General features: G+C 64.1%; 7 protein-coding genes. All 7 read left to right on the top strand.

Annotated elements, in window-relative coordinates:
* Window positions 1–29: 29 nt before the first annotated feature.
* Complete coding sequence (locus tag SA87_RS03910) at window positions 30–4,169, top strand: S-layer homology domain-containing protein (protein ID WP_066199521.1); 4,140 nt, start codon at window positions 30–32, stop codon at window positions 4,167–4,169.
* A 311-nt stretch (window positions 4,170–4,480) separates the two neighbouring features.
* Window positions 4,481–6,094, top strand: a complete 1,614-nt coding sequence (locus SA87_RS03905) for a PucR family transcriptional regulator (RefSeq protein WP_169816898.1) — start codon at window positions 4,481–4,483, stop codon at window positions 6,092–6,094.
* A gap of 283 nt (window positions 6,095–6,377) precedes the next feature.
* Window positions 6,378–7,724, top strand: a complete 1,347-nt coding sequence (locus SA87_RS03900; protein ID WP_066199514.1) for a purine-cytosine permease family protein — start codon at window positions 6,378–6,380, stop codon at window positions 7,722–7,724.
* Window positions 7,725–7,787: 63 nt separating this feature from the next.
* A complete protein-coding gene (locus SA87_RS03895; protein WP_066199510.1) occupies window positions 7,788–8,885 on the top strand; it encodes an S-methyl thiohydantoin desulfurase family protein in 1,098 nt (365 codons plus the stop codon).
* Window positions 8,857–10,422, top strand: a complete 1,566-nt coding sequence (locus SA87_RS03890) for a hydantoinase/oxoprolinase family protein (RefSeq protein WP_322787508.1) — start codon at window positions 8,857–8,859, stop codon at window positions 10,420–10,422. Before SA87_RS03895 ends, SA87_RS03890 begins: the two co-directional genes overlap by 29 nt.
* Before the next feature lie 38 nt (window positions 10,423–10,460).
* On the top strand, window positions 10,461–11,612 hold the full coding sequence (locus tag SA87_RS03885; protein WP_066199504.1) for an S-methyl thiohydantoin desulfurase family protein: 1,152 nt from the start codon (window positions 10,461–10,463) through the stop codon (window positions 11,610–11,612).
* A 603-nt stretch (window positions 11,613–12,215) separates the two neighbouring features.
* A complete protein-coding gene (locus SA87_RS13045; protein WP_156516488.1) occupies window positions 12,216–12,686 on the top strand; it encodes a hypothetical protein in 471 nt (156 codons plus the stop codon).
* Window positions 12,687–12,812: the final 126 nt, after the last annotated feature.

Raw genomic sequence — 12,812 nt, 5'->3', positions numbered from 1 at the left:
GAAAGTCAGCCGTTCGGGAGGTCGATGGGATGCACCGCTCAGGAAGACGCCGATTCCGGATTCTCCGTCCTCACGATGGCCGGCCGGGCGGCCCGCGGGCGCCGCTTCTGGCCGCCCTGCTTTCGCTCTTCCTCATCGCCGGTCTTTGGCCTCCTTCGGTTTTTACGTCTCTGCCGCAGGCGAGCGCGGCAAACGAGACGCCGCTCATCGTGCTCGATGGCTTCGGGGGACTGGGGACGGAGCCGGACAAGCCGGTTCTCTACGGTAGCCCGACGATCACCCTCTCCGGGAGCGTCGCGGCGAACATCGATCCGAGCGGGCTTCGCCTCCGCATCACGAACCAGGGCCAGACGGAGGATCTCGCCTCGGTCAAGCCCATTGTCGACGGCACCCGGTTTACCTTCCGGGACGTTCCCCTCCGGCCGGACCTCAACACGATCGTCTTCTACGACCGGCAGGGCGTCGTCGAGCGGACGCTCCTTACGTTCTACGTCCGCTACAACGACACGCCGCTCATCACCGAGCTTCGGGTCAACGACCAGCCCCTTTCGGTGCTGGAGGACACCCCGGCGATCGTCACCCTCCCCAACCCGGACCGCCTCACCCTTTACGTCGACGGCCGCGGCGTCAACCTCGAACAGGTGTGGGTGAAAAACAACCGCACCGGCGACGAAGCGCAGGCCGACGCCGTCGGCGGCACATTTTCCGTCCGCCTGTCGGCCAAGACGGGAGAAAACGTCCTCACCTTCCGGGCGGTGAAAAACAACAAAGAAGTCGTCTACCTGAACCGGACGGTCATCGTCACCCTCATGAGCGACGGCGGCGACCTCCTTTACGACGTCCGGGTCGGCACCGGGCAAAACGGCGCGCCGGTGACGACCTTAAGCCCGGACGCCGATCCGACGCAACCCACCCTGGTGCCGGTGCATAAGGGGACGGATGCAGGCGGAAGTGTCGTCGTTCAGCTCGATGACTTTTCGAAAAACCTTCAATGGACGCTCGCCCTGGACATATCGAACCCGGACCGCCGGCCGGTGACATACGAGATCGTCGCCGTGCGGACGAAGCCGGACGGCACGCAGGAGACCTATGTGCTTTATCGTAAAAGCGGCACCCCGCTTTCCCCCGACGCGACGAGCGGGACGAAGGCGCTCTTCGCGCCGGACAAGCCGGACAATGAGGCCAGCGTCGCTTGGGACGTCGACAGAAAATCCCTTCTCCCCTTCGACCCCGCCGACCGGTGGGCGCTCTCCGCCCGCTACTGGGTCGAGGAGCGGATCGGCGGCACCTGGACGCTAAACCCGACGGAGATCGCCGTCAAGCCGGCGTTCTTCTTCCGCTTCGTCGACGCGTCGCTTCCCCGCTTTCTTGCCGTCACCGAAGCCGCCGGCGGGAAAGCGTGGACCGACGGCGGGACCGTGAGCCTGCCGACGCTCCCCTTTGAACTCCTCCTCGAGACGCGGAACATGCTTGATGCCAACGGCGCGTTTTATGCCACCCGTTTTGACGTGCTGTGGAACGAAACGCCTCTTGCCTCCGGAACAGACTATTCCTGGAAGCCCGAACGTGTCGATCAAGCGACCCAGACGGCCACGGTGCGGCTTACGCTTCAGGCTCTGCCGGGGAAAAACGGCACCCTCACCTTCGCGTACCAGCGCGATCCGAGCGCTTCGAATCCCGATGCCGTCTTCAGCGTGCGCGCTAGCGTCTTTACCGCGCCCTATGTGGCCCTGTCCGCCATCCTCAGCGGCCCGAAAACGGTAAACGTGGACCGGGTGCTTGACCTCAAAGGACCAGATGAGCTCAATCAGCTCATCGGCCGGGTTTACAATTATGCGCTGAGGAAGGATGGTAACGATCACCCGACCAACCTCACCCTCACGCTGAACGGCGTCCCCATTCCGAGAGACCAGATCACGATCGGAACCGACGGGAGGGTCCCGACCTTTACCGTCGAAAAAAAGGTGTTTACCGGGGCGCTCAAGCTTGTGCCGGGCAACAATCTCTTCGTCGTCCGGCTGGACGACGTACCGGAGGCCCGCTTCCAGTACGAGATCCGGGTGCTCTCCGGCGAGGCGCCGATGATCCAGGACTTCGTCTTGAAGACGGAACAGGACGGCAAGGCGATCGAACTTCGGCCGAGCGGCGCCGACAACGTCTACCGCACAAACGCCGCCTACCTGCGGGAACTGAGCTTCCGCATCCCCAATCCGCAAGAGGACATGGTGCTCACCATCACTAAAAACGGCCGTGCGATCGGAAGCTATCGATACACCCAGGGCCGCTGGGAGCTTCAGACGGGAACTGGAAGCCTGTATCAGGCCTACCTCGATGAACTTCAAAACCGCTTTAATGCCAGCATTCAGGGCTACGGCACATCGCCGAACTATCACTTCCCGCAGACGGTCTCCGAAAAAGATCCGTTCTCAGGCGGGCTCACCCTCTCCCGCTACCGCCAGACCCTCGATGCGGTAAAAACCTTGCAGAACGCCGACGACCAGGATGCGGCGCTGGCCCTCCTTCCCTTCACCCTCCGGCGAACCGGCCAGACGATCTACGTCTTGACGCTGGAAGACGCTCAGGGCCGGCGGGCGGAGGCGACAATAGTCATCGAGCGGGCGGCGGCCGGCTGGAAGGTCCTCGCCCCGCTCAAAGCCAAGCCGACCGACCCCTACCCGATCGTGAACAGCAACGCCGCCGTCGTGAAAGTCTTTGCCGAAAAGGCGACCAAGGTCCTCATCGGCAAGGAAGAGGCCAAGACGTCCAACACGACCAAGCCGGACTTCGTGTTCAACGAAAAGCTCGGCGACGAGGCGCCGGAGACGTACTACGTCTTCACGGCGACGGTGCCCCTAAAGCCCGGCCTAAACAAGATTCCCCTCACCCTCACCTTTGCCGACAAGACGTACAAGGACGAAGTCCTCATCTACAACGCCAACGCCCCCATCACCGGCGCCGAGTATTACGACACCCTCGGCAAAAAGACGAGCTTTACCGCTTTCAATAAGGCCGTGACGCTGACCTTCCCCAAGGGGACGGTCCTCCTCAAGCCGCCGCCCAAGCGGTTCGACGACGAAGTCATCGACCGGCAGACCGACCTCTACACCGACGTGCCGCTTTACTTCGGGCTGGCCAACCGGACGACCGGCGAGGTGACCGAACCCGGCTCCTCCCTCGCTTCCTCCCTCGTCCTGCCGGCGAATTTCATCTACGCAAGCCCCCTCTACTACATCGACGCCGGCGACGTCGCCGCCCCCGGCGGGCGGGATCCGTACCTGGTGAGCAACACCCTCGGCCTTCGGGACTTCCGCAGCCGGGCGATCCTGAGGGACAACCTCGTCCCGAGCCAGCGAGGGACGCTCACGCTCGCCTACGATCCGTCCATCGTCCAGCAGGCGGCGAACCAGCTCACCGTCTTCTACCACGACGGCACCCGCTGGCAGAACCTCGGCGGCGTCGTCGACCCGAAGAAGCACACCATCACCGTCCCCTTCAAGCGCTTCGGCTACTACATGGTCATGAAGCTTAACCAGTCCTTCGCCGACGTCGTCAACCATCCGTTCGCCCAGCCGGCGATGGAGACGATGTATGCGAAGGGCATCATGCCCAACTTCTCGAGCTCGTCGTTCGGCGCCTACCGGCCGGTGAGCCGCGGCGAACTCGCGAGCGACCTCGTTCGGGCGCTGGATCTTCCGATCAACGCCGGCCCGTACGAAGACAGCGAGGGTCGCTATCCGCTGGAGCCGTCGTTCTACGACGTCCGTCCCTCCGGCGATACCTGGGACTACGCCTACCGCTACATCGAAACGGCGGCCCGGGCCGGGATCGTGAGCGGCAAGCAGCCCGGCTACTACTACCCCGACGCCGACGTCACCCGCCAGGAGGCGGCGGTGATGATCGCCCGGGCGATGAACCTGAAGCTCCCGGCGACGCCGGAGGCGGCCCAGGCGATTCTCGCCAAGCAGTTCACCGACGTCAATCAGATGCACTACTACGCCCTGCAGGCGATCGCAGCCGTAACGAAGGCCGGCCTCATGCAAGGCTCGCCGGTGAACCCGAACGACAAAAAATCCCTCTACACCTTCAACCCCCGGGCCCCGCTCACCCGGGCCGAGATGGCCGTCATTCTGCAGAAGATGATGGTGCAGCTGAAGAAGCTGCCGAAGTAAATCCGGCAAAGATGTAAGCGCGGGAAAAGGGAAGATCATAAGGGATGAAAAGGCGCGCGCCGTCATGTCGCGCGCCTCACGTTTTTCTTGTTCACAATTTTCACTTGCTCTTTTGAAAAACAAAGGAAAAAATAAAAGTAAAAAGCAAAATGCGCGAGTCCGTTGCGCAAAAAAATCGCGAGATGATCGGGTCCAAGCCGATCGGGGGCATGACGGACATGACGTTTTCTTTGCGGGATCTCGTCCGGCAAAGTGAAGGACGTCTTCACGTCCTGGCCGGTGAGGCGGGACTGGATCGCCCTTTCAGCTCCATGGCCGTCTGCGATCGGCCGCCCAAAGCCTGCGACTTTTCGCCGGGGGGATTGTACTATTTTCCGGCCACCTTACTGCAGGAAGTTGCGCTTGAGCTCGATGTCCTCGTCCGCCGTCTTTCGGCGCGGGGAAGCGCCGGCATGCTTCTGCCGGAGTTCGTCTCGGACGCATCGGGCGAGATCCCGTCTGGGCTCCCACGTTCCGCCTTGTTGCTTGCCGACCGATTGAAGCTTCCCGTGCTTTACCTTCGCGGCGATTTTCTGTCGCTCATGGAGCGGTGGGTCGCCTTAAGGCAGGATGCCCGGCTTTTTGCCGCTCGCCGGCTGGAGCGGGCTCTGGATGCGCTCATTCAGGCCTGGCGCGACGAACAGGCGGTCGAAGGGATCGTCGGCATCCTGGAAGAAGCGCTCGACGGACGGATCGTCGTCCACCCGGACGTCACTCCCGGTCACCGGGCGGTTGAGGAAAATACGGAGCAGAGGGCAGACATTCCGGCGCTGGACGAAGCGTTTCATCGCCCGGGTGTTCCGGTCGTCCGCTCGGCGAATGGACGCGTTCAGGCCTACCTGCTTCTTCAAACGGGCCGGCGTTACGGAGCAAAGACGCTGATCCGCGGCGAGTTTCCCGAGCGGCCGCATCAGCGCGAGGTCGTCGAACGGGCCTTTTCCATGGCGGCGCCCATCCTGCAGCTGCAGCTTGAAAAACGGCTTCTGGACTGGGAACTTCGCCTCCGGTCGCGCCTGGACGTTGTCCGGGAGATCCTGATGTCCGAGGAGCCGATCCGCCCGGAAGCGGTCGCTCGGGCGCGATCGTTCGGATGGGACATATTTGTTCCGCATGCCGTCGTCTATGCCGGCATCGCCCGCTTTGGCCGTCTGGTTCGAGAACGCCGGTGGACGGAGGCGGACGTCCTTCGCCGAGAGTCGGAATGGATTGATCGAATCGAAGCGGCGGCGGCCGAACGGGGCTGGTGGGCGCTCGGCGTGTCGCCGGAGTCAGGCCATTTTCTGTTCGTTTTCCGTCGCCGCGGCTCCACGAACTGGGGCATTGAAGAAGTCCGCCATCACGTCGCGGATCTGTTTGCCCGTCAGGGCCCGCTGTGGGAAGGGGTTCCGATCGGCGGGGGGATCGGCCGGCCGGGGACCGGCGTCGACGGCCATCGCCGATCCTATCGAGAGTCGGTGCAGAGCTTTCATCTCGGGGTGGCCCTTTACGGCGAAGGGACGCTCAAGACGGTCACGGACCTCGGCGCGGAAGCCTATCTTTATCCCTGGTACCGTTCCCGGGAGGCCCTGGGGCTCATCGAAGCGGTTCTCGGGCCGCTTTTTCGGCTTCCGGAAAACAGGCGGCAGGTGCTTCTGGAGACCGCCGAAGCGGTCGTCGAAGCGCACGGAGACCTGCGGCGGGCGGCGGAGCGCCTGCATGTGCATCGCAATACCGTCCGCTACCGCAAACGCCAGGTGGAAGAGGTGCTCGGGATGCCTCTGGACGACCCCGAACGCCTGCGTCTCGTCGGGCTGGCTTTAAGGGCGTATCGCCTTCAGGGCCTGTCCAGGACGGAGGAGGCGCTCATTCGTCCCGCGCTGAACCATGATCCGCCCCCTAACCCCTGAACGCTCCCTCGTCGTCCCGCATATTCTCAGCCCAAAAGAGCTAAAAAGCGTCGCCCCGCGAATTCCCCTCCCCGTGCCCGCGACATCCCTCCCGCGACATCCCGTTCCGATTCCAAAATTCCCAGTCCCCTCAAGCGAGCCATCATGCGGCGGAATCTCTTCGTTCCGCCGCATTTGTTCTGTACGCACAAAAATGGCGAAATGATTTTCCCGAAAGAACAATCCCATTCCGCGATTTTTCCCTTAGGATACAAGACAAACAAAACAGAAAGGTGGGAGGGAGATGCAATCGGTTCCTTCGGCTCCTCAACCCGAACTCGGGCGGGAGGTCGGCCGGGATGACTACGCGCTTACGCGGGTACCCGAAGCGGCGCGGTATTCCTGGTGGAGCGTCGCGGTGCAGCGATTCGGCCAGCTTTCGGCGCTTTCGCAGTTTTTGCTCGGGGCGACGCTCGGCTTCGGCATGACGTTCTGGAGCGCGTTCTGGGCGCTGACGCTCGGGGCGGTCATCCTGGAGATCGTCTCCATTCTGACCGGGATCGCCGGACAGCGGGAAGGGCTCAGCACGACGGTGCTCGGCCGGTGGACGGGATTCGGCCGGTACGGCTCGGCGATCATCGGCCTCGTCGTGGCGGTCAGCCTCATCGGATGGTTCGGCGTGCAGAATGCGGTCTTCGCCCAGGGGATCCACAGCCTGATCGGCGGGCTCCCGGTCTGGGCCTGGTCCATCATCACGGGGATGGCGGTCACCCTGATCGTGATTTACGGTTTTCTCTCGATGGCGTGGACCGCCTACATCACCGTCCCGGCCTTTTTGCTCCTGGCCGGAGCGTCCATCCTAAGCGCCCTGAGGGAACATTCTCTGGCCGAGCTCATCGCTTCCCCGCCGCCGGGAGAACCGCTCAGCCTCGCCGCCGGAACGACGCTGGTGGCGGGCGGGTTTATCGTCGGGGCCGTCATCACGCCGGACATGACCCGCTTCAACCGAAGCCCCTGGGACGTCGTCAAGCAAACCGTCGTCGGCATCACGCTGGGCGAATACCTCATCGGGCTCATCGGGGTTCTTCTGGCCCATGCCGTCAAAAGCGCCGACATCATCCACATCGTCACCTCGACGAGCGGCGTCATCGGGACGCTCATCCTCATCACCGCCACCCTCAAGATCAACGACTGGAACCTGTATTCTTCATCGCTCGGCATCGTCAACATCCTGGACACCGTCTGGAACAAAAAGGTCAACCGCGGCCTGATCACCGTCGTCGTCGGCGTGCTCGGCACGGCCCTTTCGGCCCTCGGCATCCTCGATCGATTCGTCGGTTTCCTCACGCTGCTGGGCGTCACCATTCCGCCTCTCGCCGGGATCATGATCGTCGATTATTTCTTCCTCCGGCGCTATCGGGCCGAGCTGGAAGCCAGCCGGGCTCGCGGCGTTCTCCCGCGGCGGGTGGAAGCGTGGAACCCGATCATGCTCATCACCTGGATCGCCGCCTCGATCATCGGCTACAAGGTGGGCTGGGGCATCCCGGCGCTCAACGCCCTGATCGTATCGGGGCTTCTCTACTACCTGCTCATGAAACTGTGGAGCGCTTTCACAAGCGGGAGCCAGCATTTCCGGGAAGTCGAAAGCTGAAGAGGTTGAAAGACCGATCGTTGAAAGCGAAATCGCGAGAAAAATCCTGAAAGGAGATCGCCCATGGGCGTCATCGATGAAGCCCAGCTCCGGGAGATCGCCGTCGGCGCCACGGTGCTCGGGGCCGGCGGCGGCGGCGATCCGTACATCGGTTACCTGATGGCCCGGGAAGCGATCCGCCGCCATGGTCCGGTCCATCTTGTGGAACTCGAGGAACTGCCGGAAGCCGGGCTGGTCCTTCCGGTGGCCATGATGGGCGCGCCCACGGTGCTGGTGGAAAAAATCCCGAGCGGCCGGGAAGTGGAGCGGGTCGTCCGTTCCATCGAAGCGTACCTGAACCGGCCCGTCGTGGCGCTCATGTCCGCCGAAGCCGGCGGCATCAATTCGATGATCCCGCTGTTTGCCGCGGCACAACTCCGCTTGCCGCTCCTCGATGCCGACGGCATGGGCCGGGCCTTTCCGGAGATTCCGATGACCTCGATGCACTTAAGCGGCATTTCGGCGACGCCGATGGCCCTCGTCGATGAAAAAGGCAATGCGCTTTTGTTGGAGACGATCGACAACGGGTGGACGGAACGGTTGAGCCGTACGGCGACGATCGCCATGGGCGGCTCGTCCATCATCGCCCTTTATCCGATGACCGTGGCGGACGCCCGTCGGGCCGTCATTCGGGGCACCCTGGCGAAGGCCGCCGCCATCGGTCGGGCCATCCTGCGCCCGCCGGCCGGCACATCGCCCCTCGACGCGCTCTTGGCCGTCGCCGGCGGCCGCGTCCTTTTCCGCGGCAAGGTCGTCGACGTCCTCCGGCGGACCGAAGGGGGCTTTGCCCGCGGCACGGCCACCTTGGAAGGGCACGGAACCGACCGCGGATCGGTGCTCAGGCTCGAATTTCAGAACGAGCACCTCGTCGCCATCCGGGACGGGGTCCCGACGGCGATGGTGCCCGATCTCATCGCCGTGCTGGATGCCGAGACGCTCACGCCGATTCCGACGGAAGGGCTGGCCTACGGTCAGCGGGTTACCGTTCTCGGCCTTCCGGCCGACCCCATCTGGCGGACCCCGGCCGGCCTTGAGACGGTCGGGCCGGCCGCCTTCGGCTATCCGTTCGACTACGTGCCGATCGAGGAAGGGGATGAAGATGGCGTATCGCCTCGGGATTGACGTCGGCGGCACCAACACCGATGCCGTCATTCTGGACGAACGGGATCGGGTCATCGCCAAGGCCAAGACGCCGGTCACCGAGGACGTCCTGACCGGCGTCGTCGAAGTCACCCGGCGCGTCCTCGCCGAAGCGGGACTCGACCCGTCGCACCTCGCCTACGTCATGCTGGGCACCACCCAGGTGACGAACGCGATCATCGAACGAAAAGGGCTGCTCCCGGTGGCGATCCTTCGGCTCGGCGCTCCGGCGACGACCGCCATCCCGCCGCTCAGCGACTGGCCGGACGACATCCGGGCGGTCATCCGCGGGAAAACGGCGATTCTTCCCGGCGGCGTGGAATTTGACGGCCGACCGATTTCGTCGTTCGATGCCGAAGCGGTCCGCCGGTTCGTCACCGAGGCGCTCGATGCCGGACTTCGCGCCTTTGCCGTCACCGCCGTCTTTTCGCCGGTCCGCCATGACGATGAGCGCCGGGTGCAAGAGATCATCGACGCGCTTGCGGGCGACCGGGTGAGCGTGTCGCTGTCGCACGAACTCGGAAGCGTCGGCCTCCTGGAACGGGAAAACGCGACGATCCTGAATGCGGCCGTGAGCGACGTCGCCCGACGGGTGATCGAAGCCTTTACGACCGCCATGCGCTCGCTCGGCATTCGGGGAGAACTCTTTCTCGCCCAGAACGACGGCACGCTCATGTCGCTCGAGTACGCACAGCGTTACCCGATCCTCACCGTCGCCAGCGGGCCGACGAACAGCATGCGCGGGGCGGGGTACCTGTCCGGCCTGAAGGATGCCGTCGTCATCGACGTCGGCGGGACGAGCACCGACGTCGGGGTGCTCCAGAACGGTTTTCCCCGGGAGTCGGCCGTCGCCGTCGAGATCGGGGGCGTCCGAACCAACTTCCGCATGCCGGATCTGATCTCCATCGGCCTCGGCGGCGGGTCGATCGTTCGCCGCGATGCGAAAGGGACGATTCGCATCGGCCCCGAGAGCGTCGGCAGCCACATCGTCCGCCGGGCCCGCATCTTCGGCGGCGAGGAGCTCACCCTCACGGACATCGCCGTCGCCCGTGGGCTGCTTCGGCTCGGCGATCCTGCCCGGGTCGGCCTGTCGGAAGCCGAGATCGAAGCGATCCATCGCCGGGCCGTCCGGATGGTGGAAGAAGCCGTCGATCGGATCAAGACGAGAGCCGGAGACGTGCCGGCGATTCTCGTCGGCGGCGGAAGCGTGCTGCTTCCGGAGCGCATGGCAGGGATCGCCCCGATCGTCCGGCCCGAGCACTACGAGGTGGCCAACGCCGTCGGGGCGGCGATCTCCCAGGTCTCGGGAACGGTCGATCGCCTCTTTTCCCTCGACGGCCGCCGGCGGGATGAGGCGCTTCGGGAAGCGCGGGAGATGGCCATCGATGAGGCGGTCCGCGCCGGCGCCGACCCGGACACGGTCGAGGTGATCGAAGTCGAAGAAGTCCCGCTGGCGTATCTTCCCGGCAACGCCGTCCGGATCAAGGTGAAGGCCGCCGGGGCCCTCCGGCGCCTCTGATCGGCCGGCCCCAAGGCCGGGAAGCAAGGAGGGGTTCGATGCGCACCGTAGACGTCCAGGATCTTCAGAGTCTCGCCGTCGGCGCCGCCATCCTCGGCACCGGCGGCGGCGGCGATCCGTACATCGGCCGGCTCATGGCGGAACAGGCGATCCGGGAAAACGGCCCGGTGACCCTGCTCGATCCGGAAGCGCTGGACGACGAGGCCCTCGTCCTGCCGACGGCGATGATGGGCGCGCCGACGGTGATGATTGAAAAGATCCCGGAAGGTCTCGAAGCCGTGCGGGCCCTTCGGGCCGCGGAACAGCGCCTCGGCCGCCGGGCGGATGCGACGAGCCCGATCGAATGCGGCGGCCTCAATTCGATGATCCCGTTCATCGTCGCGGCCCGGACCGGACTTCCCGTCGTCGACGGCGACGGCATGGGGCGCGCCTTTCCGGAACTTCAGATGGAGACCTTCCACGTGTACGGGCTTTCCGGCACGCCGGCGGCCCTGGCCGACGAACACGGCTCGACCGTCCTCCTCGAGACGCCGGACAACGTTCGTCTCGAATGGCTGGCCCGCGGCCTGACGATCCGCATGGGCGGACACGCCCACCTGGTCGACTATCCGATGCGCGGGGCGGACTTCAAGCGCACCGCCGTCTGGCGGACGATCTCGATGGCCATCGCCATCGGTGAGGCGGTCCTTCAGGCGCCGCACCGGGGTCAGGATCCGGTGGAGGCGATCGCCGAAGCGACGCAGGGGACCCTCTACGGCCGGGCCGTCCCCCTCTTTGAAGGAAAGGTCGTCGACGTCGAGCGGCGGACGGAAGGCGGCTTTGCCGTCGGACAGGCGACGATCGCCGGTCTCGGCCCCGATGCCGGGGCGACGCTCGTCATCCGCTTTCAGAACGAAAACCTGGCGGCCGTTCGGGAGGGAGAAGTGCTCGCGATCGTGCCCGATCTCATCGCCGTCCTCGATGCCGAAACCGGGATGGCCGTCACGACCGAACGGCTCCGCTACGGCCAGCGGGTCCGGGTGATCGGCATCCCGACGCCGGAGATCATGCGCAGCGATGCCGCCCTCGCCGTCTGGGGCCCCCAAGCGTTCGGCCTGCCGTGGCCTTTCGTGCCGCTCGAGCGGCGCTTTCCCGACTACTATCGCCGCTACGGCGTGCCGAAGGGGAAGGAGAAATACCTTGAAGTTTGAAGGCCGGGACCTTCTCGCGCTCCGCGAGCCTGAGATGCGGAAGATCCGCGGCAGCGCCATCGCGATGGTCTTCCGGGAGCCGATGGCGTCTCTCAATCCCGTGCACCACGGCGCCGCCCTCCACCGGGCGCTTTCCGCCGAGCATCTCCGCTGGAGCCATCACGCCGCCCGGTACAACGCCCTCGGTCGGGAGTACGCCCGGGAATACTCGGCGCCGCGCGGTGCGCCCGGGCGCACCGCGCGGTCGATCGGGCTATTCTTCAGTGGGTGCCCGGTGGGGCGCGGCATCTCTAAAACATCTAAAATAAATCATCTTCCAGGGAGCAGAGCGAAACCTTTTCGAGCGTCATGCGTTAAACACTTACGGAACCAAGCGATACCCCGCCCTCGCCGCGGAAGACGCAAGGGATGTCTTCCAAAACTTGACGTCGCCGAGGGCGGTTCGGTATCCTAAATCAGGGTGTCGGCGCCAGACGAAGGATGAAAGGCGCCGGCGCCAAAGGCGCGTGGGAGGAGGGGTGAGCCGCTTCTTGCGGGTGGCGACCGGTCGACAGAGCGAAGCAGAACGAGAAAAAACGGGCAGAGGAGACAGGAGGTCAGGCGATGAAAGGCAGCAAAGCGCTGTCGATCGTGCTCTCGCTGGCGCTGGTGCTCGCGTTCCTGCCGTTCGGTGTCTTTACGGCGGTCGCGGCGGCGGTGGCGGAAGTCCAGCTGAGCGGTACGCCGACGATTTTGCCAAATGGAGAGACGACAAGCGAAACCTATAATGTATACTTTAAAATTGATCCTGTGATTAATTCAGCAAAGACCGTTAGTGAGCGCATAAAGGAGCAATCTTACGCTCCTGATACGACGAACCCTCTAAATTTAGTGGCCGGAAAGACGTATACGGTTGTATACAATGCAGGCCCTCCAACTACTTGGGAGCTAAAAGACGGAGCGACGGTCGTTGCGACGAGCAGTGACGGAATAAACTTTTCCGATGGGACGAATAGTGGTAAATTTTCTCCTGGGCTGAGCTCCAGTTCAATTAAAGTGACGATGAATTCGGCCACCCAGGCTACGGAAACTTAGATCAAGTCCAGTATCATGTGTAAATTGCCCTCTTCGGCGAATGAAAGGACAGGTCACTCAGGCATTCACAACGTGCAGCATGGCCGGCTCAGTGGATTTCTGTTGTTCCTTCTTCCACTGCCAATA

The sequence above is a fragment of the Hydrogenibacillus schlegelii genome, assembly GCF_001653195.1.
Taxonomy (GTDB): domain Bacteria; phylum Bacillota; class Bacilli; order Thermicanales; family DSM-22653; genus Hydrogenibacillus; species Hydrogenibacillus schlegelii.
Note: the sequence above shows the minus strand (reverse complement) of the source record. Positions and strands in the feature narration are given on the sequence as shown.

Bases quoted from the DNA above. Each gene is read 5' to 3' on its own strand.
- SA87_RS13045 (WP_156516488.1), top strand. From the start codon at position 12,216: ATGAAAGGCAGCAAAGCGCTGTCGATCGTGCTCTCGCTGGCGCTGGTG.
- SA87_RS03885 (WP_066199504.1), top strand. From the start codon at position 10,461: ATGCGCACCGTAGACGTCCAGGATCTTCAGAGTCTCGCCGTCGGCGCC.
- SA87_RS03910 (WP_066199521.1), top strand. From the start codon at position 30: ATGCACCGCTCAGGAAGACGCCGATTCCGGATTCTCCGTCCTCACGAT.
- SA87_RS03890 (WP_322787508.1), top strand. From the start codon at position 8,857: ATGAAGATGGCGTATCGCCTCGGGATTGACGTCGGCGGCACCAACACC.
- SA87_RS03905 (WP_169816898.1), top strand. From the start codon at position 4,481: ATGGCCGTCTGCGATCGGCCGCCCAAAGCCTGCGACTTTTCGCCGGGG.
- SA87_RS03895 (WP_066199510.1), top strand. From the start codon at position 7,788: ATGGGCGTCATCGATGAAGCCCAGCTCCGGGAGATCGCCGTCGGCGCC.
- SA87_RS03900 (WP_066199514.1), top strand. From the start codon at position 6,378: ATGCAATCGGTTCCTTCGGCTCCTCAACCCGAACTCGGGCGGGAGGTC.